The sequence below is a fragment of the Flexivirga meconopsidis genome, from assembly GCF_026162425.1.
Lineage (GTDB): Bacteria > Actinomycetota > Actinomycetes > Actinomycetales > Dermatophilaceae > Flexivirga > Flexivirga meconopsidis.
Genome location: NZ_JAOBQJ010000003.1, coordinates 703,693 through 729,038, shown reverse-complemented (window position 1 = coordinate 729,038; position 25,346 = coordinate 703,693). Strand labels below are relative to the sequence as shown.

The window sequence follows — 25,346 nt, the reverse complement described above, 5'->3', positions numbered from 1 at the left end:
CGGCGGCGGAGCGCCCGGCTGCCGAGCCCGCAGGGGCTCGACCCTCAGCAACTGAAACATGATGAAAGCCTTTTGATAACAAGCATTTTCACGTATGGCGGAGGACCGGCTTCCACCGACGAGGGCTGGCCGGCCCTCCGTCATACGGACTGATGAGTGGGTCGATGAGACGACCCGACGAGCAGACGGCACGGCGATCACGCGGCCACGGTCTGCTTGCGCGGGCGGCCACGGGGCCGCTTGCGGGGGATGACGACGCCGTGCTCGAAGAGCTCGCCGCCCCAGACGCCCCAGGGCTCCTCACGCTCCAGGGCGCCGCTCAGGCAGGCCTCGCGCAGCGGGCAGTCACTGCACAGCGACTTGGCGAACTCCAGGTCGGCCGGGCGCTCGGCGAACCACAGCTCCGGGTCGTTGACCCGGCATGGCAGCTGTTCGCCGCATTGCGCGGCCAACTCGGTGGCGTCTATCAGATCGGTGAGCATCATCGGTGGCACCTCCTTGTCGTGGCGACCCCGGGTGCGGGGTCCTTCCTGCTCGGCACCGGCCTGGTGGGCCGGTGCTGCGTTCTTCGTGGTCGTGCTCGGCAACATGAGCTGGGCTTCCCTGTTGTGGTTGGACGGCCTGCGACACGAAAAAGGCCGCGGACCCTGGTGTCGGGTTCCGCGGCCTTGGAAGGACCTGTCTGAGTTGTCGCCTCAGACGGGAGGTCTCCCCACTGCGGAACGGCTGACACCGCCGGCAAACTTGGAGTTGTGGTAGGTCGGCACGTCGCGATCGATGACCAGCGCCGACACCTCACCCGTGACACGGGCACCGAAAGCGACAGCGCGGTCACGCACGATGAGCTGACCGCCGATGCCGTTGCTGGCGTCGATCGCCGCGAAGACACTGGTGCCCTGGGATCCAGCACGCGCGGGCTTGAGGGCCGGCATGGCGAGAAGGGCAGGGGTCATCGCGGCAGGTGTTTCACACAGCAGCGGCATCATGATGTTTCCCATCGTTGCCGACCCTCCTTTCGCTTCTCGCGGTCCCCAGCGCGCCACCGAGACGTCTGGGCTGGACGTCGTTCAGGCTACGGCGTGCTCATTGCCGCGAGCAACTTAATTACTGAAAAACTTTGCCCGGCACGTCGCGCTATTTGAAACATGTTGTGAGACAACGGATTTCACCACTCCGAGTCAAAGATCGGCCGCCCGGATCAGGCCGATGCGGCACGGTCCGCGACACATCGGGCGGCGACCTCGGTCGGGTCCTCACCGGCCAGCACCGCTAGGACGTACTCGCCGTAGGTGTCCAGCTTGTGCTTGCCGACGCCGGAGATCCGCGCCAGCGCGGCGGTGTCGGTCGGTAGGCGTTCGGCAATCGCGACCAGCGTCGCGTCGGTGAACACCACGAAGGCCGGCACCTTGCTGCCGGTGGCGACCTCCAGCCGCCAGGTCCGCAAGGCCTCGAATTGCGCCTCGTCATAGGTCGCCGGGCAGTCGTTGCAGCGGCCGATCTTGCGCTCGGCGGCCGACTCCAGCATCTCGCCGCAGGTGCGGCAGGCGCGCGGCTTGACCGACTTGCCGCCCCGGCCGCCCGAGGGCGCGGCTGATTTCGCCGATTTCGGGGTGCTGCGGGCACCCTCCCCGAGCACCGGGGCCGCCGCGTCGAGGAAGCGGGACGGTCGCCGGGTCGCCCGGCCGCCGGGGTTGCGCGCGGCCGCCCAGGTCAGCGTCAGGTGGGTGCGGGCGCGGGTGAGCCCGACATACAGCAGCCGGCGCTCCTCCTCGATCGCCTGCGGTCCCTCGGCCAGTGAGATCGGGATGAGGCCGTCGGAGCAGCCGACGAGGAAGACCGCATCCCATTCCAGACCCTTGGCGGCGTGCAGCGAGGCCAGCGTCACGCCCTCGACGGTGGGCGCGTGTTGTTCACCGGCTCGCCGGTCGAGCTCGGCGACCAGCTCACGGATCCGCACGCCCTCGTCGGCGGCGCTGAGGTCATCGGCGAGTTCGGCAAGTGCGTTGAGCGACTGCCAGCGTTCGAGGACCGCGCCGCCCGTCGGGCGCTGCGGTGACCAACCGGCGCCGGTCAGGATGTCGCGCACCAGTCGGCCGAGCGGTTCGCTGCCGTCGTCGCCGCGCACCGCGCCGCGCAGCAGCACGATTGCCTGCTGCACCTCCTTGCGCTGGAAGAAGCGCTCGCCGCCGCGCACCAGGTAGGGCACGTCGGCTGCGGACAGCGCCTGCTCGATCGCCTCACTCTGCGCGTTGACCCGGTAGAGGACGGCGATCTCACTGGCCGGGACCCCTTGCGCGAGAAGCTTTTTCACCTCCGCAGCGATGTATGACGCCTCGGCGTCGTCATCGGGCTGCGCGCTCAGGACCGGCATGGGCCCGCCATCGCGCTGGGCCTGCAGCTGCACCGACTCCGCGCGGCGCGGCCCGGCGTCGAGCACCAGGTTGGCCAGACCGACCACCTGCGGGGTCGAACGGTAGTTGCGCACCAGCCGGACGGTGCGGGTGTCCGGGCGGCGCCGGGCGAAGTCGAGCAGGTGGCGCGGTGTCGCGCCGGTGAACGAGTAAATGGTCTGCGCCGGGTCACCGACTACGCAAAGGTCGGGCCGCTGCCCCACCCACTGGTCGAGCAGCGCCTGCTGGACGGCGTTGACGTCCTGATACTCGTCGACCACGAAGTGGCGGTATTGGCCGCGCACGGTCGCCGCGATGTCCTCCCGGTCGGCGAGCACGCCGGCCATCAGCAGCAGCACGTCCTCGAAGTCGATCACGCCACGCGCCGACTTCACCTCCTCGTAGGTCTCCCAGAGCCGCGCCATCGCGGTCAGGTCGAGGTCGGCGGGTGACCGGCCGGCCCGGGCGGCGGCGGCGCGGTAGGTCTCCGGGGTCAGCATCGACACCTTTGCCCACTCGATCTCGGCGGCCAGGTCGCGGATCACGACCCGGTCCAGCTCCAGGCGCAGCCGCGCGCCCGCCTCGCCGACGGCCGGCGCCTTCTGCTTCAGCACGGTGGGCGTCGGCCCGCCGATCGCCTGCGGCCAGAAATACTGCAACTGCCGCAGGGCGGCGGAGTGGAAGGTGCGGGCCTGCACGGTGGGCAGGCCGAGGCCGCGCAGCCGGGTGCGCATCTCCCCCGCGGCGCGGGCGGTGAAGGTCACCGCGAGCACGCGATCGGCACGGTAGGCGCCCGAGTGCACGCCGTAGGCGATGCGGTGGGTGATGGCCCGGGTCTTGCCGGTGCCGGCGCCGGCCAGCACGCACATGGGCCCGAGCGGGTTGCTCGCCACCTCGCGCTGCTCGGGGTCGAGGCCGGCGAGGACGTCGTCGGCCGTTGTGGCGCTCGTCTGGGTGGTCATCGGGACGACCGCAGGAACGGCTCGCCGGCGGGCTGGTCGATCGCCCCGCCATACCAATGCTCGATGAGGTGCCGGGCGATCGACAAACGCGGCGACAGACGCAGCTGCCCGTCGGCGACCGCGTCGGCCAGTTCGGTGCGGCTGAACCAGCGGGCGTCGGCGATCTCGACCGGGTCGAGGGTGAGCTTGGTCGCGGTGGCCCGGCAGGTGAACCCGACCATCAGGGATGCCGGGAACGGCCACGGCTGATCGCCGAGGAACTGCACATCCGTGACCGGCACTCCGACCTCCTCCATGACCTCGCGGGCGACGGCGGCCTCCAGCGACTCGCCGGGCTCCACGAAACCAGCGAGCACCGACATCCCCTTGCCGGCGAAGTTGTGCCCGCGGCCGAGCAGGATGCGGTCGTCGGCGTCGATGACCGACATGATGACCGCCGGGTCGGTGCGGGGGTAGTGATCGCGACCGCATCCCGGGCAGTGCCGCAGCCAGCCCGCCTCGGCGACCTCCGTGGCGTGTCCGCTGAACGGGCAAAACCCTTGTGCCGCATGCCAATTGGCGATGCCGATCGCAGTCACCGCGATGCCGACGTCGTCCGGGCCGAGTGAAGCCCCGACGTGGCGCAGCCCCGACAGGTCGTCGCGGTCGTCGCGCGGCAGTGCCACACAGATCACCGCGCGTCCTGCGACCTCGCCGAGATAGATGAGGAGCTCGCCGGCATCCGCCGGAGCGGGTGGCCGCAGGACGAGCGTTTTCCCGTCGTCGCTCACCGGGAAGCGATCGCCGTGCAGTTCGAGCACGCCGGTCATGGGGTCGGCGAGCAGCCGCGGCAGGAGATCGGGGTCACGGCGCAGCTCGGAGCCGCGGTCGAGGGTGGTGTGGGAAAGGGAAAGATCGAAAGCCATGGGCACGGCATCCAGGTTATGCCGCCGGTTCGGCATACCGTGGGGCCGTGCTTCGCAGTCCGCTTGCCCTTGCCGCGCTCGCCAGCGCTGCGGTGCCCCGCATGCGCCCGACCATGGTGCAAGGCACCGAAACTCATCGCGACGATCGCTTCCAGGTGGCCTACCTGACCACCGACGACGACAAGCAGTGGGTGGTGCGCGCCAGTCTCAGCACCGCCGCCGGCGCACAGATGGAGCAGTCCGATGCGTTGCTGAAGCTGCTCGCCAAGCGCCTGCCCTATGCGCTGCCGCGCATCGAGGGCACCATCACCGCCGATGACGGGTCGACCGTGGCGGTCCAGCCGCGGCTGCGCGGCACCCCGTCGGTATGGCGGGAGCTCGCCGCCGGCGGCGACCTCGCCCGGGCGGTCGGCAGCGCGCTCGCGGTGCTGCACGACGTCGACCCGCGCGTGGTCGAGGAAGCCGGTCTGCCGACCTACGACGCCGACGCCTACCGCGCCCGGCGCCTTGCGACCCTCGACCGGGCGGCCGCGACCGGGCAGGTGCCGACCGGCCTGCTCGCCCGCTGGGAGCGCGCGCTGGAGGAGGTCACGCTCTGGAAGTTCGCGACCTGCACCGTGCACGGACCCCTGGAGGGCGCCCACGTGCTGGTCGACGGCGACATCTCGGCGATCACCGGCTGGGAACGGGCCGGAGTCTCCGATCCTGCCGAGGATTTCGCGGTGTTGTCGGTGCTGGCGCCGTCGGAGTCGTTCGACACCGTGCTCGAGGCGTATGCCGCAGCCCGCCGCGACGCGCCCGACCCGCACCTGGAGCGCCGGGTGCGGCTGGCGGCCGAACTGCAGCGGGTCAACGCGCTGCTCGACGCCGTGTCCACCGACGACGACGACCTGATCCACCGCCGGGCGTCCGCGTTGCGGCGGCTCGACGAGGCCACCCAGGACGACGAGTCACTGATGCCGCCCACACCTGGCCGGCGCCGGCCGGCGCCGGTCGAGGAGGAACCAGCGCCCGCGGTCGATCCCGCGGACATCGAGGTGGTGGAGCTCACCGACGCCGAGTCCGACGACGAGACCGTGGAGATCCCCATCGCGCGCGCCCCGGATCAGGAGCCGGAAACCGTTGCTGCGCAGGATGTTTCGGACGACGCCGCGGCGGGGACACCCGCACCGGGCGAGGCCGACGGCGACGCGGCCGAGCCGGAGCAGATCGGGGGCGACGCGGCTGAGCCGGCGGAAGACGTCGACGAAGGCCCGGAGCCCTCGTCATACCCGCTGGAGGACGGCGAGGACGCCGAACGCCGCTGAGGTCGCGGGCGCGCCCAGTCGCACCCGACGGCGCGCGCTCGCCCGTCAGCCGGGGATCTCCGCCAGCAACTGCGCGATCGCGTCGTCGGCCGGCAGATCCGGCCAGACCGTCTCGCCGCTCGCGGCGTAATAGAAGGCGGCGTCGACCTGCTCGGTCGGCACGCCGCGCAATCGGGCGAAGGCCAGCCGGTAGGCCGCGAGCTGCAGCACCCGTGACGCGGCGCGCGCCCCGTGCGGCTTCTTGCCGGTCTTCCAGTCGACGATGACGTAGCCGCCGTCGGCGCGGCGGAAGACTGCGTCGATGCGGCCGCGCACCGAGACGCCGTCCACCCAGGTCTCCACCGCGACCTCGATCTCCTCAGGGGTACGCGCGGCCCATTCGGAGGCGAGGAAATGCGCTTTGAGCGTCTCCAGGTCGGCGCCGTCGTCGGCGTCCTCGTCGGCCGCGCCGGGCAGCTCGAGCACGTCGACCAGCGCCGCCCGGGCGTAGTGCTGCTCGATCCAGGCGTGGAACGCGGTGCCGCGTCGCGCGGCGAGCGCCGGCGGGGACGGCAGCGGCCGGCGGATCTGCCGGGCGAACTCGACCGGGTCGTCGGCGAGCGCGACCACCTGGGAGGCCGACAGGTGCCGTGGCAGCTGGACCGGTCGCTGCTCACGGTTGCGGGCCCGGTCGCGTTCGATCAGCAGCAGGTCGATCTCCTGGTCGCGATCGTCCAGGGGCAGCATGCCGGGGTCGGCACCGGAGGCGATCGCCTCGCGCACCCGCAGCGCCCCATCGGCCAGCTGCCCGCGCCGTTGGGCGAGCGGGTCGGTCGGCCAGGCCAGGGTGTCCTCGTCCTCCCCACGCGGGTTGGCGACCTTCTTCTCCCCCGGCGGCGGCTCAGGCATCGGCTCGGCCGGGTCGAGGTGCACCAGACCGGCGTCGACGAGCTCGGTGAGGTAGCGGGAGGTGATCCGTGGAGTCGCGCCGGTCGACCAGACCGGTGCGGTGAGCAGCAGCTGCGACCTTGCGCGGGTGAAGGCGACATACGCCAGGCGACGTTCCTCGTCGAGATCGTGAGCGCCGGCCTCCGCCCGGAACTCCTTGACCGCATCGCGCAACTCCCGGGCGTCGCTCGCCTCCGCCCAGCGCAGCTGCGGGAGCCCGTCGGCGTCACCGCGCAGGTCGAACGGCACTCCGTCGAGCCCACCGGTCCATTCCGCCGAATTGATCTCCCAGCTGCTCGGATCGCCCGGCAGCCCCTCCTTGCTGATCTTCCAGCCGTGCAGGTCCTCGTGCCAGCTGACCGCGCCCGAGTGACTGGGGAAGGTGCCCTCGACCATGCCGGGCACTGCCACCAGATCCCATTCCAGTCCCTTCGCGGCGTGCACGGTCAGCACCTGCACGGCCCGTGGCTCAGCCTCCAGGCTCGGCCGGTCCAGCCCACGCTCCTCGCGCTCGGCGGCAGCGAGCCAGTCGAGGAATCCGCCGAGGGTCGGTCGGTCGGCTGCGGCCGCGAAACCCGCTGCCACCTCTGCAAATCCGTCCAGGTGGACCCGTGCTGTCTCCGGCGTTTGACCGGGTATGGCGAGGACCTCGATGTCGAGGCCGAGCGCGCGCTCGGCCTCGACCACAAGCTCACTGAGTGGCAATCCGGTCAGTGAACGCAGACGTTTGATCGTCCGGCCCAGCCCCTGCAGCCGCCCGAGCGCCGCCGCGCTGATGCGTTGTCCCGCCGGGCCGCGCCAGTCCTCGTCGGGCAGCTCCTCGAGCGCCTCGATGATCGAGGCGCGGTCGCGGGTGTCACTCTCGATATCCGCCTGCTCGCGCTGCACCGGCGGCCGGTCGCGCTTCTCGACGAAGCGCGCCCACTCGCCGAGACCATCGAGGTCGGCCGCCCCCAGCCGCACCGCCGGGCCGGTGAGCAGCCGCATCAGCTGGTCGCCGCGCGTCGGATCCTGCACTGCCCACAGCAAACTCACGATGTCGGCAACCTCTGGCGTGGTCAGCAGACCACCGACGCCGATCACCTCGACCGGGATGCTTCGAGCGCGCAACGCCTCCACCACTGGCACGAAACTGCTGCGCTTGCGGCACAGCACGGCTGCGGTCCGGCCGGTCCACTCCCCGTCTTCACGAGTGTGCCGCTCGGCGATCCAGTCCGCGACGTATGCCGCCTCCGCCTCCGGGTCGAGCAGCCGGGCTGCGCTGATCAGCCCCACCGACGCCCCGGGCCGCGGTCGCAGGATCTCAACCGGCACCCGACTCGCGGCGCGCAGTGGTCCAGCGGCGCGGTTCGCCGCAGCGAGGATCGACTCGTCGTTACGCCAACTCGTCGACAGCGGAAGGACTTTCGCCGGACCTGACGCGTCGGCGAACAGCTCCGGGAAGCTGCCAAGGGTGGTCGCGCTCGCACCGCGCCAGCCGTAGATCGATTGGTGCGGATCGCCCACGGCGGTCACCCGCACCGGGTCGGTCGATCCTGCCTGGCCGCCCGCGAACAGCGAACGCAGCAGCACCAGTTGCGCCTCGCTGGTGTCCTGGAACTCATCGAGCAGGACAGCACGGAACCGCCGGCGCTCAAGGCCACCGAGCTCCGGGTAGCTTCGGGCAAGCTGCGCGGCAAGCGCCATCTGGTCGGCGAAGTCGAGGGCGGTGCGACGTCGTTTCAGCTCCTGGTAGCGCTGCACGATTGGCACGATCTGCCGACGCTTGGCCAACGCCGCCAGCACCTTGCCGTGCGGTTCGCCGGTGAGGGTCAGTCGCCCGGAGGGCGGCAATTGCTCTGTGTCGGTGAGGAATTGGTCGAGGTATTCGGCCAGTTGGTCGGCACTCACCAGATGTTCGGCCATCTCGCCGGCCAGGCTGACCACAGCACTGGTGACGTTGACGTCGACGTTGTCGACCAGGTCCATCGGGCCGTCGTAGCCGAGCACCGCCTCGGACGCCAGCTGCCAGGCGGCTGCTTCCGACAGCAGCCGGGACTCAGGCTCGATGCCCAGCCGCAGCCCGTGCTCGCCGACGAGCCGTCCGGCGTAGGCGTGGTAGGTCTGCACAGTCGGCAGGTCGTCGAGCGCGGGTGTGCCGTCGACATCGGTGACCGGCGTCCACAGCCCCTCGCGGCGCAATCGGCGCAATCGCTGGCCGATGCGTTCGGCGAGCTGGCTTGCCGCCTTGCGGGTGAAGGTGAGGCCGAGCACTTCATCGGGCTGCACGTGCCCGTTTGCGACCAGCCAGACGACGCGGGCCGCCATCGTCTCGGTCTTGCCGGAGCCGGCACCGGCAACCACCAGCAGTGGCGCATCGGCCGGGGCCTGGGTGACCTCGATCTGTTCGTCGGTGGGTCGCGGCTGACCCAGCGCCTGCGCGATTTCGACTGCGCTGTAACGCTTTTGGGGCCCTGCTGAACTCCTCATAGCACGGTTCCCTCGGGCTGGAGCGGGCAGGACTTGCGCACCGAGCAGGTGCCGCAACGTGTCGAGCGACGCGCCTGGAAGACATCCCCCGCCATACCGTCGGCTGTGTCGGCCAACAGGTCGTAGGCCCACTGCGGGTCTTCCTGATCGGCGAGCGGCTCCTGCACCTGCGTGGCGGCGGACTTGCCGGCGGCCTTGCCGATCTGCACCAGCGCGGCGCCGCCGGACTCGGTGCCCTGCGGGAACGCACCCTCCGCGATCGCCACCTGGTAGGTCCCGAGCTGCGGGTTGGTCGGCAGTTCCGGTGCCGACGGCTTCGCGCTGCCGGTCTTGAGGTCGATGACGCGCAGCTTGCCGTCCCGCTGCTCCAGACGGTCGACCCGGCCGGTCACCAGCGCGCGCCCGACGAGCGCGCGGAAACCGACCTCGACGCCGGCCCGTTGCCAGCCCTGCGCCTTCGCCTCGTCCAGGTATGACGTGAGCCGCGCAAGCATCTGGTGCGCCAGCGTGCGCTTCTGCTCCGACACCCAGGTGTCCCCCAGACCAAGACGCGCCCACCGCCGGTCCAACTCGGCCGGCATCGCTTCGGGGTCGGTGTCGGCGAACTCCTGGGCGATCTCGTGCACCAGCGTGCCGAGCGACGCGGCGCCGACATCGGGACCGTCACCGCCGGCGGTGGTGAGCAGCCAGTTGAGGCCACAGGTGCCGAATCCCTCGACGCGAGAAGGGGATACCTGCACCGGCGTGCCGTCAGCGCGCAGCGGCCGGTCGTCGGACAGCTCGCGCATCGCCCACCACCGCGCCGGGTCGGCGCCGGGCACGCCCTCGGCCGCCAGCCGGGCCAGCCGAGTCGCGGCCTGCTGCCGGCGCTCGTCGTCGCCGACGGCCAGCTCGCGTCGCAGCTCGGCGACCGCCGCCGACAATGTCATCGGCCGAGCCACCTCCGTGAGATCGCGCAGCGCGTCGGGGTCGGTCTCGCCGTGTCCTTCGAGCGGGTCCACCAGGTCGAGGTATGGCGACGGCTGCTCGTCCTCGCTGCGGACCGCGGTCACCAGGAGTCGTTCCCGCGCCCGGGTGATCGCGACGAGGAACTGACGCGTCTCGTCATACCGGACGGCAGTCTGCGCAGCACGCAGCGAATCCCCGCGCTGGGCAAGGACATCCACGAGTCGCTCGGACCCGAGGAGGGACCCGCGCAGCCGCAGATCCGGCCAGACACCCTCCTGCACCCCGGCGACGACGACGAACTGCCATTCCCGCCCGGCGGCCGCCTGCGGGGTGAGCAGCGCCACTGATTCGTCGTCGGGCGCCGCTGCGACCAGCCGGTCGCCGGGAACGTCCTGGCCGCGAATGTGCTCCAGGAAACCGAGCGGGCTCGAACCGGGCAGCCGGTCGACATACGCGGCGGCCGCCCCGAAGAGCGCCACGATCGCGTCGAGGTCACGGTCGGCTCGCGCGCCGGTGACGCCGCCGCCGAGCGCGGTCTCGGCCCACGGGTCGGCGAGTCCCGACGCCTGCCACATCTCCCACAGCACGGTCTCGGCGGTGCCGTCCGGGTCGGCCGCCGCCTCGAAGCCGGCGCGCAGCACCGCGTGCACCCGCCGGGCCGGCGCCGCCTCTGGCCCCAGCAGTTGCAACCAGGGCAGGTCGACCACCGCGGCGGCGAGCAATTCGTCGGACGAACGCGACCCGTCAGCGGCGATCTCCTGCGCGCGCAGCGCCCGCCGCAGCCGGCGCAGCGAGACCGAGTCGGCGCCCCCGAGCGGTGAGGTCAGCACGTCGATCGCGGTCTCGGTCGAGATCGGCGTCGGGTCATCGGTGAGCATCGCGCCGATCGTCTCCAGCAGGGCGAGGAAGGGCCGCACCGCGGGCTCCTCGCGCAGGGGCACGACGGTCGGCGGGGACGTGACCGGCACCCCCGAGGCAGCGAGCGAGCGCCGCAGCGACCCGGCCCGTGCCTGCCCTCGCACGATCACCGCCATCTGTGACCACGGCACCCCGTCGGCCAGATGTGCCCGGCGCAGCCCGGCCGCGATGTGCGCGGCCTCCTGCGGCGCCGCACGCAGCAGGGCGACGTCCACGACACCGCCCGGACGCGACTCGACCTGACGGTGCTCGGCTCCCGCGACGGCGCCGATGCGCTCGCTGACCCGGACCGCGGCGGCGCGCAGTGCCTCCGGCTGGCGGTGCCCGATCGGCAGCACCAGCCGGTCCGCGGCACCGAGCTGGTCGCCGAGCGCACCGAACACCAGCGGGTCGGCGCCACGGAATCCCTGCACGGTCGCGTCCGGGTCGCCGATGAGCACCACCCGCGTGTCGTCGGCGACGACGAGCTCCAGCAACCGCGCGGCGGGTCGGGTGAGCTCGTGTGCGTCGTCGACCACGACGAGCCGGATCTCGCGCTGCACCCGCTCGAGCTCGGCCGGGTCGGTCTCGAGCACGTCCGCTGCGGCGCCGAGGATCCACGCAGGGTCGAAGGCGCCCGGTCGCGACAGCGCGGTCACCCGGTCGTACTCGTCGAGCACACTCGCGGCGGCCCGCCATTGCGGGTGGCCGTGCTCGTCACCGAGCGCGGCGAGATCGTCCGCGCTCAGCCCCCACTCGACCGCGCGCATCAGCAGATCGCGCAGCTCGGCTCGAAAACCCCTGGTGGACAACGCTTCCCGGACGAAATCGGGCCACTGCGGTGGTATGCCGTCACCGGCCGCGTGACCGGCCAGCAACTCACGCAGCACCACGTCCTGCTCGGGTCCGGAAAGCAGTCGCGGGGCCGGCTCCCCCAGCAGAGCGGCGTGCCGGCGCAGGATGCCGAAGCCAAGCGCCTGGTGGGTGCGGGCGAGCGGCTCGGTCGAGGTGCCCTGCAGGCGCGCGGTGACCTGATCACGCAGCGCGGCCGCCGCGAGGCGGGTGGGCGCGAGCAGCACGCACTCGTCCGGTCGCAACCCGCGCTCGACACCGGCGACCACCGCCTCGACGGCGACCGTCGACTTGCCGGTGCCGGGAGCACCGTGCACCACCAGCGCCCGGTCGGTGCTGTCCCGCACCTGCTGCTGCACGTGGTCCAACTGCGGCGGACTCGCCGACACGTCGGGCGCACGTCGCAGGTTCAGCACGTCGTCATCCCATCACGTCGCGCCGACAGTCGTCAGCCCGCGCAAAAGTCGACCCTCGGCATACGGACGCGCCGACGATCGCGACTTTCCCGGCGTGTTCGTATGCCGAGGGTCGAGAAATGCGCGGCCGCGGACGGGCGCCGACGATCGCTAGACCTCGGTGAGCGGGAACCGCGCGCGCCGCAGGTCCACGCGGTCCAGGAACGCGCCGGCGAGTGGCGTGCCCTCCTCGCGGTAGTGCGCGAGCGCCTCGTCCTCGTTGCACTGCGGGGGCCGGCCGTCGGCGCGCAGCACCCGCCACCAACTGACCAGCGAGCCATACTGCGACATCACCTGGCCCACCTGCCGCGGGCCGGCGCCGACGACCTTGCCGATGTCGCCGTACGTGACGACCCGACCCGCCGGCACCCGGTCCACGACGTCGAGCACCGCGTCGGCGAGGTCGGGCAGGTCGTGGACGGTCGCCATCAGTAGCGCGCGAGGGTCGGGTCGACCTCGTCGATCCACGCCAGGATGCCGCCGGCGAGCGACCGCGCCTCGACGCCGGTGGCGTCGCGCACCAGGCGGACCGCCTCCGCCGACCGGGTGCCGCCCTTGCAGTAGAAGACGGTGTCGGCGTCGATCGCGTCGAGCCGGCCAAGACCCGTGCCGTCGCGCAGCGTCTCAATCGGGACGTGTATGCCGATCGGCAGCCGCACGATGTCGCGCTCGGCCTCGGAGCGCACGTCCACCACGACCGGCGGGTGGTCGCCGGCGACCTGGTCGGCGAGCGCGAGCGCGTCGACCTCGCGCACGTCGTCGGCAGCGTCCGGCACCGGCGGTGCGCACGAGGCGACCGTGTCGGTGAGCGTGGTGATCGTCGGGTGCGCCCCGCACACCGCGCACTCCGGGTCGCGCTGCACCGGCACGCTGGACCAGGTCGCGTGCAGCGCGTTGTAGAGCATCAGCCGCCCGGCGAGCGGCTCGCCGATGCCGAGCAGCACCTTGACCGCCTCGGTCGCCTGCATCGCGCCGATCACGCCCGGCAGCGCACCGAGCACACCCGCCTCGGCGCAGGACGGCACGGCCCCCGCCGGCGGAGCCTCGGGGAAAACGCAGCGGTAGCAGGGGCCCTCGTCATACGACCAGACGGTGACCTGACCGTCGAACCGGTGGATCGACCCCCACACCAGCGGCAGCCCGAGCAGCACACAGGCATCGCCCACGAGGTAGCGCGTGGCGAAGTTGTCGGTGGCGTCGACGACCACGTCGTGGTCGGCAAAGAGCGTGAGCGCGTTGTCGGCGGTCAACCGCTCGGGCACGCCGACGATCTCGACGTCCGGGTTGAGGTCGTGCACCGCGCGTATGGCGGATTCGACCTTCGACACGCCGACATCCTCGGTGCGGTGGATGACCTGGCGCTGCAGGTTGCTCAGGTCGACCGCGTCGTCGTCGACCACGGTGACCCGGCCGACCCCGGCCGCAGCCAGATACGACAGCACGGGAGCGGCCAATCCCCCTGCGCCGACGACGATCACGCGGGACTGCCCGAGGCGCTCCTGCCCCGGCATACCGAGTTCGGGCAGCAGCAGGTGCCGGGCATACCTGCGTGGGTCCGGGCGGTCCGGCGTCGTACCGGCGCGTAACTTTGCTGGGCGGGTCACGCTAGGCAAGCGTAGTCCTGGCCATAGGATGCCGGGATGGGTCGCCCTCACGCGGCCCGTGCACGTAAGGAGCCTGAAGTGAGTGTTCCCGACACCGGTGTGCGCGGTGGCCGGTTGCCGCGGTCTGCGCGGCGCGCCCAGTTGTTGGAAGCCGCCCAGTCGGTGTTCGTCGAGTACGGCTACCACGCCGCGGCGATGGACGAGATCGCCGAGCGGGCGCACGTGAGCAAACCCGTGCTCTACCAGCACTTCCCCGGCAAGCTTGACCTCTACCTGGCGCTGATCGATCAGTACACCGCCGAGTTGCCGGCACTGGTGCGCGAGGCGATCGCCTCGACGACCGACAACAAGCAGCGCGTGGCCGCAGCCGTCGGCGCGTTCTTCTCCTTCGTCGAGCGCGAGGATGCCTCCTTCCGGCTCGTCTTCGAGTCCGACCTGCTCGGTGAGCCCGCGGTCGCCCAGCGGGTGCAGCAGATGGGCGCCGAGTGCGCCGACGCCGTCACCAAGGTGATCCAGGAGGACACCGAGCTGCCGCCGGAGCAGAGTCATCTGCTGGGCGTGGCCACCGTCGGCATGTCGCAGATCGTCGCCCGCTACTGGATGCAGGACAAGACGATCCCGCGCGAAGAGGCCGAGCGGCTGGTTTCGATGCTGGCGTGGCGCGGCCTGGCCGGGTTCCCGTTGCACCCCGAGAGCGGTTCGGACTGAGCCGCCCGGTCGCCATACCTGCGGCGCTCGTATCGTGTGCTGCAACTGTTGCCTCTCCCCGCAAAGGAGCTCCTCGTGGAGGTCAGGATCGGCGTCCGGAACGTCGCCCGCGAAGTCGTCATCGAGTCCAACCAGTCCCCCAACGAGGTGCGCACCCTGGTGGGCAAGTCGCTCAACTCCGGTGAGCCGCTCGAGCTCACCGACGAGCGCGGTCACACGGTGATCGTGCCGGCCGACGTGCTCGGCTACATCGACATCGGCAGCGAGCAGCGCGGCCGCGTCGGCTTCGGCGGCTGAGACTTCTGCTGCACTCCTCGCGTGCGCCGACTGACACCGCGCTCGCAAGCTCGCCGCGCCGCCAGCCGTCCCACGGTCGTCGCCGCAGCGTGTCCTTTCCCGCAGGCTGAGCAATCCCGCACAGCAAGGCGCCGACCGGGTCCCCCGAGGATCCGGTCGGCGCCTTGGCTGTTCATGCCGATCTTTTACAGATCGGCGATGGCCTCCAGCGGCTTGGTGCGTGCCGCCCGGATGCCGGGCCACAAGGCCGCCAGCACACCACACACCGCCGCGGCAACGAGCGTGAATGCGATGGTGCCCCAAGGGATTTCCGGTTGTATGCCGGTGAGCCACTCGCGGAAGGTGCGCACCAGGCACCAACCGATCGCGACACCGATCACCATGCCGAGCAGTGCTCCGAAGATGGAGATCAGCATCGACTCCAGGTAGATCGTCCGGCGCACCTGCTTACGGAGCATGCCGACCGCCCGCAGCATCCCGATCTCACGCTTGCGCTCGACCACCGACAGCGCCAGCGTGTTGATGATGCCGAGGATCGCGATGAGCAGGGCCAGCCCGAGCATGCCGTAGAGCACGGTCAGCATCTGGTTGATCGTCGCGGCTTGCGCGTTGGCGAACTCCGCACGGGTCTGCACCTTGACGGTGAGGAAGTCGGCCGTCGCGTCCTCGATGCCGGTCTGCACCTTGCCGCTGTCCGCGCCGTCCTTCAGCTGCACCAGGTCGACGAAGTCGGCGCGCAGCTGCGGCGGGGTCAGCTTCTCGTACGCCGCGCTGCCGATCTGCCACGGGTCGAGCAGCGCCGAACTCTTGTAGACCCCGACCACCTTGACCGGCACCGAGCCACCGAACTTGCTGTCAAAGGTGATCGTCTTACCGAGGGTCCAGCCCTTCTGCTTGGCGGTCTTGTCCGAAACCAGCAACCCGTCGGCGGGCAGCCTGTCGGTGCCGGACACCATGTGGAAGTTGGCCGCGGAGCTCAGGTCGCCGCTGGGCGAGTTGCCCGAGACATCCTTGCCGGCCACCTTGGCGTTGACGCCGCGGATCGAGACCACGCTGGCGACCCCGTCGACCTTGGCGATGTTGCCGCTGACCGTCGGCGGCAACGCACCGGTGCCACCGGAGCCGGTGACGAGGATCGGCGCCTTCACGTCGTTGCTGACCGCCTTGTCGATGGTCGCCTTGAACGACGACCCGAGGGTGCCGATCACCGCGACCAGCATCAGGCCGAGCGTCAGCGCGAACGCGGTCGCAGCGGTACGGCGGGGGTTGCGCATCGAGTTGGTGCGCGCCAGCTGGCCGAGCTTGCCGAACGGCTTGGCGAGCACGAAGCCGAGCAGCCCGATGACCGGCCGGGACAGCGCCGGGGCGGCGAAGACCACGGCGAGGATCAGCAGCACCGCGCCCAGGCCGACCTGACCGGCCGGTCCGCCGCCCTTGCCCTGTGCGCCGATCGCAAGCAGCGCCACCCCGAGCACGGCGAGCACTGCCCCGATCAGGGTGCGCACCTTGAGCGAGGCCGCCCCGTCCGTCTGGCTCTCCCGCATCGCCTCGACCGGCGCCACCTTCGAGGCGCGCCGGGCCGGCGCCCAGGCGCTGACCATCGTGACGATGATGCCGACCGCGAGACAGGCGATGATCGGGGTCGGTCCGACGACCAAGCCGCCGGACGGCAGACCGGAGCCGGTGCTGGACAGCAGTTGCTGCAGCCCGATCGCCAGGCCGGCGCCGATGACCAGGCCGATGACCGAGCCGATCAACCCGACGACGAAGGCCTCGAACAGCACCGACCGGGTGATCTGCTTGCGGGCCGCTCCGATCGCGCGCAGCAGCGCCAGCTCGCGCACCCGCTGAGCGACGATCATCGAGAAGGTGTTGTAGATGATGAACGTGCCGACGATCAGCCCGATCGCGGCGAAGGCGAGCAGGATGTAGTTGAAGATCTGCAGGAACGAGTTGACCGCGTCCTTGTTCTCCTGACGGACCTCGTCGCCGGTCTGCACCTTGTAACCGGGGAACCGCTGCTCGATGCGCTGCTTCAACTGGTCGGCGCTGACCCCCTGCGCGGCACCCAGCTGCACGTTGGCCACATGCGACCCGTCACTGAACAACTTCTTGGCAGTCGCGGTGTCGAAGTCCATCTCGGTGTAGCCCGAGGCGTCGCCCGCGATGTCCATCAGGCCGACGATCGTCACCTCGAAGGGCTTGGCCGTCCCACTGTTGACCACGACCTTGGTGCGCGAGCCGACCTTCAGCTTGGCCTTCTTCGCGGCGCTTTCGTTGAGCACCGCCTCGTTCGGGCCGTTCGGCGCCCGGCCGCCGGGCAGGATTTTCGCGCTGTTCGGGTCGAGTGCCCGATCGTTCGGGATCCAGTTGGCGCCGACGCTCGGCGCGCCGCCGGTCTGGATCGCCTTGCCCTCGGAGTCGGCGATCGTCATCGTCGAGCTGTAGGCGGTGACGATCTTGTCCACCCCGAGTTGTGCCTTGTCCTGCTCGATGGTCCGCACCACCGAGTCCGGCACGCCGAGGGTTTCGGATCCGCCGAACCCGCCGGCGTCATTGCCGCTGGACTTCGGGCTGATCTGGGTGTCCACCCCGACCGCGACCTGGTCGAAGATCCCGTTGAACGAGTTGGAGATGGTGGAGGTGAAGATCAGCGAGCCGGCGACGAACGACGTACCGAGCACCACCGACAGCACGGTCAGGGCGAGACGCAGCTTGTGCGCCGCCAGATTCCGCAAGGAGACCTTGCGCATGGTGTTCGCCATAGCTCAGCCCGCCTGTTCGGGCCCGGCCTGCGCGGCCGGCTCGTCCAGGTGCTTCATGTACTCGAAGATGTCGTCGCTGGAAAGGCCCCGCTGATCGCTGACGATCTGACCGTCGGCCAGGAACACCACTCGATCGGCGTATGACGCAGCCCGCGGGTCGTGCGTCACGATCACTACGGTCTGGTCGAACTCGTCGACCGACCGGCGCAGAATCGACAGCACTTCCCCCGAGGAGCGCGAGTCGAGGTTGCCGGTCGGCTCGTCGCCGAAGATGATCTGCGGCCGGCCGACCAGGGCGCGCGCACACGCCACGCGCTGGACCTGTCCGCCCGACAACTCACTCGGCCGGTGACCCAGTCGGTCGGCGAGCCCGAGCCGGTCGACGACCATGTCCATCCACTGCTTGTCGACCTTGCGGCCGGCGATGTCCAGCGGGAGGGTGATGTTCTCGCGAGCGGTGAGGGTCGGCACCAGGTTGAATGCCTGGAAGACGAAGCCGATCCGGTCCCGACGCAGCTTGGTCATCTGCTTGTCGTTCAGGCCCGTGAGCTCGATGTCCCCGATGCGCACGACGCCACTGGTCGCGGTGTCGAGCCCGGCGAGGCAGTGCATGAGCGTGGACTTGCCCGACCCGGACGGGCCCATGATCGCGGTGAACTCCCCCGCCGCGAAGTCGACCGACACCGAGCGCAGCGCGTGCACCGTGGTCTCGCCCTTGCCGTAGGTCTTCACCAGCTGCTTGGCCGAGGCAGCGGCGGTCGCCTGTCGCGGTACGGCCGCCAGCGGCGCACCTGCTGAGTGGGACATGAGGTTCCTTTCCCCGAATGAACTGCTGATCTGAAGCTGGATGGTCGAGCTGATGGTCGAGCTGATGGTCGATACGACTATGACGGCGCCGGCGGGCCGCGGCCATGAGGGTCGACCCTGATCCTGCCCGGGTCGACCCTGGCCGCGCATCCACCGTTGGTCTGAGCCTGCCGGCACCCGATCAGACCAAGGGCTGAGGTCGCATTGTCGTCGGTTGTTGCTGGCCGTTCGGCAAGAAGCACCCCCCTGCAGCGCCGGTCGACGCACATTCTTCACCCCGAGGGGTGGTTTATCGAACCGATATTCGCCGCGCCCCGAGGAAATGTTGCGGAACGGCCCTCAAAGGGAGCAAAGTCGCTTCGATTGGTCGCGCATCCCCGGCGTGGCCTGTGACCTCAAGGAGTGAAGATCATGATCGGCGCAATTATCGGCGCAATCATCGGTGGCCTCATTATCGGCGCACTTGCCCGCCTCGTGCTGCCCGGAAAGCAGAACATCTCGATCGTGATGACGATCGTCATCGGCATCGTCGCCTCGCTGCTGGCGAGCCTGGTCGTCGGGCTGATCGGTTACCGCAACGCGAGCGGCTTCGCCTGGATCCCGTTCATCGTCGGCATCATCTTCGCCGCGGTCATCATCGTGATCTACGGCAACATGACCGGCCGCAAGCAGGTCGCTCGCTGACCCGCAGCACGTATGACGAGGCCCACGACCGGACCGGTCGTGGGCTTCGTCATACCCCCGCGGGAGTCAGGCGGACAGCCCGAGCGCTGCCATCCGTGCGGTGTGCGCGTCGGTGATCCGGGTGAACATGTGCATCCAGCCGCCGAGGTCCAGCCCGTAGCCGGAGCCGTCGTCGACCAGCAACGCCATCAGGTCGTCATCGTCGGCCGCGACCCGCTGCGCCTGGGACAGCGCCTCGCCGACCATGCGCCGACCCCACAGCGCGAGCCGGCCGGCGACCTTCGCATCCGCTGCGATCGCCCGGCGCAGCTCGCCGGCGGCGAACTCGACCTGGCCGCCGTCCTCCAGCACCTCACGCACCAGCCCGCGGGTCGCCGGGTCGACGTAGTCGGCGACCTCCCGGTAGAAGTCGGTCGCGATCGAGTTGCCGACATACACCTTCATCAGCGCCTCGAGCCAGTCCGACGGCGTCGCGCGGCGGTGCCACTCGTCGACCGCGGTGGTGAACGACGCCATTGCCTCGTGCGGGTCGACGCCGAGCTCGCGCAACCGGGCGACCAGGCCCTCGTAGTGGGAGAACTCGACGGTCGCGACCCTGGCGAGTGCCTCCTTGTCGGTGGAGCGCGGCGCGAACGCCGCCTCCTGCGCGATGGTGAAGAAGCCGACGAGTTCGCCATACGCGAGCACGCCGAGCAGGGCGGCCACCCCACGGCGGTATGCCGGATCGGCGAGGTCCTCCTCCGTCCGGGCTCTGGGCGTGCGGGGAGCGGGTGCGGAGCCGGCGTCGGACATGCCGCAGATGGTAACGGTCCAAGCCTGGCGGCGATTGACGATAGACTTCCTCCGACACCTCCGTCACGACGGTGCCCGGTCGGCATACGACACGACTTGACCGCGGGTCTGGCCCGCACGAAGAAATCCGATCGGCTCCGCTTCACCCACGCGCCCCGCCGCGTGCCCGGCACACCTGCCGCTGCAGCATCCGGGGCCTGCCGATAGGAACTCCACAAGCGAATGTCAGAACAGACCACCGAATCCACCACCGCGCCCGAGCAGACCTTCGCCGACTTCGGCGTGCACGAGGACATCGTCGCGTCTCTCTCCGACGCCGGCATCAAGCACCCGTTCCCGATCCAGGCGATGACCCTGCCGGTCGCCCTCGGCGGCCACGACATCATCGGACAGGCCAAGACCGGCACCGGCAAGACGCTCGGCTTCGCGGTGCCGATGCTGCACCGTGCCGTCGGCCCGAACGACCCCGGTTTTGCGGATCTGCCCGCGCCCGGCAAGCCGCAGGCGCTGGCCGTCGCGCCGACCCGCGAGCTCGCCGTGCAGGTCGCCGGCGACCTCACCACCGCCGCGAAACGGCGCGGCATCCGGGTCGCGACCATCTACGGCGGTCGCGCGTTCGAGCCGCAGATCGAGCAGTTGAAGAAGGGCGTCGAGATCGTCGTCGGTACGCCGGGGCGGCTGCTCGACCTGGCCGCGCAGGGCCACCTCGACCTGTCCTACGTGAAGTCGGTCGTGCTCGACGAGGCCGACGAGATGCTCGACCTCGGCTTCCTGCCCGACGTGGAGAAGCTGCTCGCGCAGACCCCGGCGTCCCGGCAGACGATGCTCTTCTCGGCCACCATGCCGGGTGCGGTGGTCACCTTGGCACGTCGCTACATGACCCAGCCGACGCACATCCGCGCGATGAACGAGGAGGGCGACGACGGCCACACGGTCAAGGCGATCGAGCAGTTCGTCTACCGCGCGCACGCGCTCGACAAGGTCGAGATGCTCTCGCGCATCCTGCAGTCCCGCGACCGCGGTCTGACGATCATCTTCACCCGCACCAAGCGCACCGCCGCCAAGGTCAGCGACGAGCTGACCAGCCGCGGCTTCGCGGCCGCCGCGATCCACGGCGATCTCGGCCAGGGCGCTCGCGAGCAGGCGCTGCGTGCCTTCCGCACCGGCAAGGTCGACACGCTGGTCGCCACGGATGTGGCCGCCCGCGGCATCGACGTGGAGAACGTCACCCACGTCATCAACTACCAGTGCCCCGAGGACGAGAAGACCTACGTGCACCGCATCGGGCGCACCGGCCGCGCGGGCAACACCGGCGTCGCGGTCACCTTCGTCGACTGGGACGACCTGTCCCGGTGGGGCCTGATCAACAAGGCACTCGACCTCGGCATTCCCGAGCCGCCGGAGACCTACTCGGCGTCCGAGCACCTCTACGCAGACCTGGACATCCCGTCGTCGGCCACCGGCACCCTGCCCCGGTCCGAGCGCACTCGCGCCGGCCTCGGCGCCGAGTCGGTGGAGGACCTCGGCGAGACCGGCAAGCGCGCACCCAAGGGCGGCGGCCGCGGTCGTGCCGGGTCGCGCGCCGGTGGCCGTTCCGGCGGTGCCCGGCGCAGCAGCGCCGGCGCGTCGCAGGACGGCCCCCGTCATGCCTCGGGCGAGGGAGGGTCGGCCACCCGCGCTCCGCGCCGGCGGCGTCGGACCCGTGGTGGCGCCAGCGGCTCGCCGCGCGCCGAACAGGGCTAGGACGCCTCGCCGATGGGACGCATTGGCGGCGGGTTCTCCGCGGAGTTCGTCGAGCGGCTGCGCTCGGCCGACCAGCGGTTGAGCACGATCGAGCGCGGGCAGCACGCGACGCGCTACGCCGTGTGCCGGACGACGATCTCCGAGCTCACCCGGGTCGACAGCTTCTACATCGGTTTCTACCGGGACGAGGACACGATCTTCATCCCGTACATCTACGACCACAACCAGTTCCTCCGGCCGGACATCGGCACGTTCGGCAAGCAGGGCGTGTCCTTCTGGGTGCGGGCCAGCAAACGCCCCTACCTGCACAGCGACGACGACGGTGCGCGGCTGGCCAACGCCATACCGTTCGGCGACGAGACGGAGGTGTCCCGCGACGCCGCGGTGGTGCCGCTGCTCGACGCGGGCAATGGCGACGTGGCCGGGTTGATGAGCATCCAGAGCCTGGAGCCCGACGTGTACGACGACGAGGTCGTGCGCGCCTTCGACTGGCTCGGTCGCGCGCTCATGCACTCGTTCGCGCGAGACGCCGCCGAGCAGGACGAGCTGGATCTCTACAGCATCTACCCCGAGCTGAACAGCGCCAACCTGCGCAACGAGCTCGACCTGATCGGCGAGGTCAACGTCCGGCTGGACCGCATCCACGACGCGATCGGCGGCCTGGCCGACCGGGCCAGCGACGACAGCCCGGCGATCGCGGACGACGCCCGGCAACTCCTGGACCTGTGTGAGCAGTTGCAGGTCGAGATCGGCGACCTGGTGGGCCAGTTGCGCAGCAAGGCACCGGCGGGCCCCGATCCGAAGGCCGGGCTGACCAGCCGCGAGGCCGAGATCGCCGAACTCATCGCCCAGGAGGGCCTGAGCAATGCCGAACTGGCCGACCGGTTGCACATCTCGCAGAAGACGGTAAAGACACACGTGGGAAACGTGTTGCGCAAGCTCGGGGTCGCCCAGCGATCCGCGATCGCCTGGACTCTCGGGATGGCCGGCCCCCACGACGCCACGCCCTCACAGTGGACGAACTAGGACTTGGTCTTAGGACCGGGACGGCAAACTTCGGCCGGAGTCCGATGGCGGTCTGACCGGCTGACCGGCAGGATTGCAGTCATCGGGGAATTCGGTCGCCGGCACCTCCAGGGGTGTGCCGGCGGCCTTCCCTTTTGCGGGCGGGCCCGTCAGGGCCGGATGACCTGGGTGCCCGAGGTTGCTTCCTCGACGATCTTGTCGAAGACCGCCGGGTCGGTGGTGTTCTCGCCGAGTTCGTTCTGCTTGCCGCTGCCGTGGTAGTCACTGGAGCCGGTCACCAGCAGCCCGAGCCGGTCGGCCAGCCGCAGTCCGGCGCCGATCTCGCTGTCGGAGTGGTCCCGGTGGTGCACCTCGAGCCCGGCGAGGCCGGCATCCGCCATACGTTCGATCACGGACTCGTCCACGACGCGGCCGCGTGCGCCGGCAAACGGGTGTGCCATGACCGGCACGCCGCCGGCCGACCGCACCAGCCGGGTCGCGAGCGCGGGGTCGGGCGCGTAGTGCGAGACGTGATATTTCGATCCGCTCGCCAGGTATGACGCGAACGCCTCGTCGCGTGAGGCCACCACCCCGCGCCGGACCAGTGCATCGGCGATGTGTGGCCGGCCGATGGTGGTTTCGGCGCCGAACTGCTCTTTCACGTCGGCCCAGGTCAGGCCGGTGTCGGGCGCGAGCCGTTCGACCATCCGCTGCGCACGGGTACGCCGGGAGGCGCGCGCGTGCTCGAGTTCGCCGAGCAGTGCAGCGTCGAGCGGGTCGACCAGGTAACCGAGCAGGTGCACGCTGACACCGTCGACGGCGCAGGAGATCTCGATGCCCGGCATGAGCGCGACACCGACGTCGCGCACCGCCCGGGCCGCCTCGCCCCAGCCCCGCGTTGTGTCGTGATCGGTGAGTGCGACGACATCCAACCGAGCGTCGGCGGCCGACCGCATCAGGTCCGCCGGGGACTGGGTCCCGTCGCTCTGGGTGGAATGGGTATGCAGGTCGATGAGCACGCCGCGAATCTAACTCAGCGTCGGGCGCGCGCCGTCATCGGTCGGGCGCCAGCGGCAGGCGCCACTTCAGCCTGAGGGCAATGAGCCGGAAGCCGGAAGCCAAAACCGTCCCGGCGATGAGCGACTGGCCGTCGCTGATCCCGGTGTCGACCATCAGCACGAGGACGGTCGCACCGGCCATTGCCGGCACGGCGTACAGGTCCCGTTGCTGGACCAGCAGCGGCACCTCGTTGACCAGCACGTCACGCAGCACGCCGCCGCCGACTGCGGTGGTGATGCCGACGAGCACGGCGGCGAACCCGCTGGCGTGATGATGCAGCGCGGTCAGGGCGCCGGTGGTGGCGAATAGCCCCATCCCGAACGCGTCGAGGATCAGCACGCTGCGACGCAATGCCGAGAACTGCGGGTGTAACTCGAACACGACCAGCGCCGCCCCGCTTGCGGTCGCGATCAGCCGCCAGTCCTCGATCGCGGTGGGCGGGTGGATGCCGAGGAAGACGTCCCGCAGGACGCCGCCACCGACCCCGGTCAGCACCGCGACCACCCAGATGCCGAACAGGTCGAGCCGGCGGCGAACACCGAGCAACGCACCGGACGCCGCGAAGACCGCGATACCGGCGAAGTTCAGCACCGAGAGCAGCACCGCAGAACCCTATCGACCGCGCATCGGAGGCGGGATGCTGACAGGCTGTGCGCATGACGCGCACGTCCCCGCCGCGGCCGGTGATCAACGCCCTCCGCCTGATGTATGCCGCGGCCGCCCTTGCCGCGGTCGGCATCGTCGTGACGGCAGCCTCGCGGGGCGCCATCCGGGACAGCCTGCGGCAGTCGAATGCGTCGCGCCCGGCCGGCGACCGGTTGGATGCGGGCGAGTTGCAGCGGGCCGGCGACCTGGCGGGCAACGGCTTCCTCACGATGGCGATCGTGGCGACCGTGCTGTGGCTGGCGATGGCGTTGCTGCTGCGGTCGGGCCGTGCGTGGACCCGGATCGTGGCCACCGTGCTGGCGGTGCTCAACGTGCTGCTCGCGATCGGCATGATCACCCGCGGGGTCGCGGGGATGGCGGTGGTGCAGTCGGTGACGGCGTTGATCGGGGTGTTGGTCGTCGCGCTGCTCTGGCAGCGTCGCAGCACCCGCTTCTTCGACGGCCCCGTGTCGCACGGTGGTGTGGACGCACCGCCCTCGTAGGGTGTGTGCTCGTGATGAGCCGACGACGCCTGGCGACCGGTGCCCTTGCTCTCGCTGGCACGCTCACCCTCTCCGCTTGCTCCGGCGGTTCGGGCTCGACGTCGGCCAGTTCGACGAGCACGCCGCCGGTGGCGACCACGGTCAGCACCTCAGCCTCGCCGTCACCGGTCACCTCGGCCGCCGATGGCAGCACGGCCAGCACGGACAAGACGTTCTCGGTGGTCATGCCGACGGGTTGGAAGTCAGTCAAACGATCCCCGTCGGTGCTGGCCTTGCAGGCGCCCAAACCACAGGACGAGGTCACCACCAACGTCGGCGTGACCGTGCAGTCGCCGAAGACGTTGCCGGAGTTGGACGACGTGATGAGCCAGGCCGCGATCACCTGGCGGCAACAGGGCATCACGATCAAGGAGCTGCCCGACCGCACTGTCGGCGGATTGCCTTCTCGCGGCTACTCATTCGACCGCACCGCGCAGGGCGCGAAGGTCACCCAGACCCAGTACATCGTGATCTTCGACGGCAAGATCTACACGATCACGCTGACCTCCGCCCAGTCTGCCGTCGCACAGGGGACGCAGGCGTTGGACGGCATCTTGGGCACCTGGGCCTGGAAGCAGTGATT

The 25,346-nt window shown here is 70.4% G+C and carries 21 protein-coding genes; 8 read left to right on the top strand and 13 right to left on the bottom strand.

Going from position 1 to position 25,346, the window contains the following annotated elements; translation table 11 throughout:
* Positions 1 to 197: 197 nt before the first annotated feature.
* The 4 genes from N2M23_RS13290 to nudC all read right to left on the bottom strand — a co-directional run bounded on the left by N2M23_RS13290 (position 198) and on the right by nudC (position 4,257).
* Entirely contained in the window at positions 198 to 590 is a 393-nt protein-coding gene (locus N2M23_RS13290) for a WhiB family transcriptional regulator (RefSeq protein WP_425270233.1), read from the bottom strand.
* Positions 591 to 695: 105 nt separating this feature from the next.
* Complete coding sequence (locus N2M23_RS13285; RefSeq protein ID WP_265446131.1) at positions 696 to 998, bottom strand: hypothetical protein; 303 nt, start codon at positions 996 to 998, stop codon at positions 696 to 698.
* Positions 999 to 1,198: 200 nt separating this feature from the next.
* Complete coding sequence (locus tag N2M23_RS13280; protein ID WP_265446130.1) at positions 1,199 to 3,352, bottom strand: ATP-dependent DNA helicase UvrD2; 2,154 nt, start codon at positions 3,350 to 3,352, stop codon at positions 1,199 to 1,201.
* Positions 3,349 to 4,257, bottom strand: coding sequence for an NAD(+) diphosphatase (nudC, locus tag N2M23_RS13275; RefSeq protein ID WP_265446182.1), 909 nt, complete (start codon positions 4,255 to 4,257; stop codon positions 3,349 to 3,351). Before nudC ends, N2M23_RS13280 begins: the two co-directional genes overlap by 4 nt.
* A 47-nt stretch (positions 4,258 to 4,304) precedes the next feature.
* Between nudC and N2M23_RS13270 the strand changes: the two genes are divergently transcribed.
* On the top strand, positions 4,305 to 5,564 hold the full coding sequence (locus N2M23_RS13270) for a phosphotransferase (protein ID WP_265446129.1): 1,260 nt from the start codon (positions 4,305 to 4,307) through the stop codon (positions 5,562 to 5,564).
* Between the two features lie 45 nt (positions 5,565 to 5,609).
* Here N2M23_RS13270 and N2M23_RS13265 read toward each other — a convergent pair whose 3' ends face one another.
* The 4 genes from N2M23_RS13265 to moeB form a co-directional block, all read right to left on the bottom strand.
* Positions 5,610 to 8,960: an ATP-dependent helicase gene (locus tag N2M23_RS13265; protein ID WP_265446128.1), complete on the bottom strand. Its 3,351-nt coding sequence runs from the start codon at positions 8,958 to 8,960 to the stop codon at positions 5,610 to 5,612.
* Complete coding sequence (locus tag N2M23_RS13260) at positions 8,957 to 12,073, bottom strand: ATP-dependent helicase (protein ID WP_265446127.1); 3,117 nt, start codon at positions 12,071 to 12,073, stop codon at positions 8,957 to 8,959. Before N2M23_RS13260 ends, N2M23_RS13265 begins: the two co-directional genes overlap by 4 nt.
* Positions 12,074 to 12,223: 150 nt before the next feature.
* Complete coding sequence (locus N2M23_RS13255) at positions 12,224 to 12,541, bottom strand: MGMT family protein (RefSeq protein WP_265446125.1); 318 nt, start codon at positions 12,539 to 12,541, stop codon at positions 12,224 to 12,226.
* Positions 12,541 to 13,716, bottom strand: a complete 1,176-nt coding sequence (moeB, locus tag N2M23_RS13250) for a molybdopterin-synthase adenylyltransferase MoeB (protein WP_265446124.1) — start codon at positions 13,714 to 13,716, stop codon at positions 12,541 to 12,543. Before moeB ends, N2M23_RS13255 begins: the two co-directional genes overlap by 1 nt.
* A 78-nt stretch (positions 13,717 to 13,794) precedes the next feature.
* Here moeB and N2M23_RS13245 point away from each other — a divergent pair, with 78 nt between their 5' ends.
* Positions 13,795 to 14,424: a TetR/AcrR family transcriptional regulator gene (locus N2M23_RS13245; protein ID WP_265446123.1), complete on the top strand. Its 630-nt coding sequence runs from the start codon at positions 13,795 to 13,797 to the stop codon at positions 14,422 to 14,424.
* Between the two features lie 75 nt (positions 14,425 to 14,499).
* Positions 14,500 to 14,721, top strand: a complete 222-nt coding sequence (locus N2M23_RS13240; protein WP_265446122.1) for a DUF3107 domain-containing protein — start codon at positions 14,500 to 14,502, stop codon at positions 14,719 to 14,721.
* 185 nt (positions 14,722 to 14,906) lie between these two features.
* On the opposite strand, the gene N2M23_RS13235 is transcribed toward N2M23_RS13240, so the two are convergent.
* Positions 14,907 to 17,474, bottom strand: a complete 2,568-nt coding sequence (locus tag N2M23_RS13235) for an ABC transporter permease (RefSeq protein WP_265446121.1) — start codon at positions 17,472 to 17,474, stop codon at positions 14,907 to 14,909.
* A gap of 15 nt (positions 17,475 to 17,489) precedes the next feature.
* Complete coding sequence (locus tag N2M23_RS13230; protein WP_265446120.1) at positions 17,490 to 18,293, bottom strand: ABC transporter ATP-binding protein; 804 nt, start codon at positions 18,291 to 18,293, stop codon at positions 17,490 to 17,492.
* 411 nt (positions 18,294 to 18,704) lie between these two features.
* Between N2M23_RS13230 and N2M23_RS13225 the strand changes: the two genes are divergently transcribed.
* Positions 18,705 to 18,977 carry a GlsB/YeaQ/YmgE family stress response membrane protein gene (locus N2M23_RS13225; RefSeq protein ID WP_265446119.1) on the top strand — a complete coding sequence of 91 codons (273 nt, stop codon included), beginning with the start codon at positions 18,705 to 18,707 and terminating at the stop codon, positions 18,975 to 18,977.
* 66 nt (positions 18,978 to 19,043) lie between these two features.
* Here the strand turns inward: N2M23_RS13225 and N2M23_RS13220 are convergent, their stop codons facing one another.
* Positions 19,044 to 19,769, bottom strand: coding sequence for a ferritin-like fold-containing protein (locus N2M23_RS13220; RefSeq protein WP_265446117.1), 726 nt, complete (start codon positions 19,767 to 19,769; stop codon positions 19,044 to 19,046).
* 222 nt (positions 19,770 to 19,991) lie between these two features.
* Here N2M23_RS13220 and N2M23_RS13215 point away from each other — a divergent pair, with 222 nt between their 5' ends.
* Both N2M23_RS13215 and N2M23_RS13210 read left to right on the top strand, forming a co-directional pair.
* Complete coding sequence (locus N2M23_RS13215) at positions 19,992 to 21,512, top strand: DEAD/DEAH box helicase (RefSeq protein ID WP_265446115.1); 1,521 nt, start codon at positions 19,992 to 19,994, stop codon at positions 21,510 to 21,512.
* Between the two features lie 12 nt (positions 21,513 to 21,524).
* Positions 21,525 to 22,538, top strand: coding sequence for a LuxR C-terminal-related transcriptional regulator (locus tag N2M23_RS13210; RefSeq protein WP_265446114.1), 1,014 nt, complete (start codon positions 21,525 to 21,527; stop codon positions 22,536 to 22,538).
* Between the two features lie 149 nt (positions 22,539 to 22,687).
* Here N2M23_RS13210 and N2M23_RS13205 read toward each other — a convergent pair whose 3' ends face one another.
* Together N2M23_RS13205 and N2M23_RS13200 are read right to left on the bottom strand one after the other, a co-directional pair.
* Complete coding sequence (locus N2M23_RS13205) at positions 22,688 to 23,536, bottom strand: PHP domain-containing protein (RefSeq protein WP_265446112.1); 849 nt, start codon at positions 23,534 to 23,536, stop codon at positions 22,688 to 22,690.
* A 34-nt stretch (positions 23,537 to 23,570) separates the two neighbouring features.
* Positions 23,571 to 24,179, bottom strand: coding sequence for a trimeric intracellular cation channel family protein (locus N2M23_RS13200; protein ID WP_265446111.1), 609 nt, complete (start codon positions 24,177 to 24,179; stop codon positions 23,571 to 23,573).
* A 53-nt stretch (positions 24,180 to 24,232) separates the two neighbouring features.
* Here N2M23_RS13200 and N2M23_RS13195 point away from each other — a divergent pair, with 53 nt between their 5' ends.
* Positions 24,233 to 24,724 carry a hypothetical protein gene (locus N2M23_RS13195; protein ID WP_265446110.1) on the top strand — a complete coding sequence of 164 codons (492 nt, stop codon included), beginning with the start codon at positions 24,233 to 24,235 and terminating at the stop codon, positions 24,722 to 24,724.
* A 14-nt stretch (positions 24,725 to 24,738) separates the two neighbouring features.
* A complete protein-coding gene (locus N2M23_RS13190) occupies positions 24,739 to 25,344 on the top strand; it encodes a hypothetical protein (protein ID WP_265446109.1) in 606 nt (201 codons plus the stop codon).
* Positions 25,345 to 25,346: the final 2 nt, after the last annotated feature.

Excerpts from the sequence above, each read along its gene's own strand:
- N2M23_RS13210 (WP_265446114.1), top strand. The coding sequence starts at position 21,525 with ATGGGACGCATTGGCGGCGGGTTCTCCGCGGAGTTCGTCGAGCGGCTG.
- N2M23_RS13230 (WP_265446120.1), bottom strand. The coding sequence starts at position 18,293 with ATGTCCCACTCAGCAGGTGCGCCGCTGGCGGCCGTACCGCGACAGGCG.
- N2M23_RS13215 (WP_265446115.1), top strand. The coding sequence starts at position 19,992 with ATGTCAGAACAGACCACCGAATCCACCACCGCGCCCGAGCAGACCTTC.
- N2M23_RS13195 (WP_265446110.1), top strand. The coding sequence starts at position 24,233 with ATGACGCGCACGTCCCCGCCGCGGCCGGTGATCAACGCCCTCCGCCTG.
- N2M23_RS13290 (WP_425270233.1), bottom strand. The coding sequence starts at position 590 with ATGTTGCCGAGCACGACCACGAAGAACGCAGCACCGGCCCACCAGGCC.
- N2M23_RS13220 (WP_265446117.1), bottom strand. The coding sequence starts at position 19,769 with ATGTCCGACGCCGGCTCCGCACCCGCTCCCCGCACGCCCAGAGCCCGG.
- N2M23_RS13265 (WP_265446128.1), bottom strand. The coding sequence starts at position 8,960 with ATGAGGAGTTCAGCAGGGCCCCAAAAGCGTTACAGCGCAGTCGAAATC.
- N2M23_RS13285 (WP_265446131.1), bottom strand. The coding sequence starts at position 998 with ATGGGAAACATCATGATGCCGCTGCTGTGTGAAACACCTGCCGCGATG.
- nudC (WP_265446182.1), bottom strand. The coding sequence starts at position 4,257 with ATGGCTTTCGATCTTTCCCTTTCCCACACCACCCTCGACCGCGGCTCC.
- N2M23_RS13190 (WP_265446109.1), top strand. The coding sequence starts at position 24,739 with ATGAGCCGACGACGCCTGGCGACCGGTGCCCTTGCTCTCGCTGGCACG.
- N2M23_RS13235 (WP_265446121.1), bottom strand. The coding sequence starts at position 17,474 with ATGCGCAAGGTCTCCTTGCGGAATCTGGCGGCGCACAAGCTGCGTCTC.
- N2M23_RS13255 (WP_265446125.1), bottom strand. The coding sequence starts at position 12,541 with ATGGCGACCGTCCACGACCTGCCCGACCTCGCCGACGCGGTGCTCGAC.
- N2M23_RS13280 (WP_265446130.1), bottom strand. The coding sequence starts at position 3,352 with ATGACCACCCAGACGAGCGCCACAACGGCCGACGACGTCCTCGCCGGC.
- N2M23_RS13225 (WP_265446119.1), top strand. The coding sequence starts at position 18,705 with ATGATCGGCGCAATTATCGGCGCAATCATCGGTGGCCTCATTATCGGC.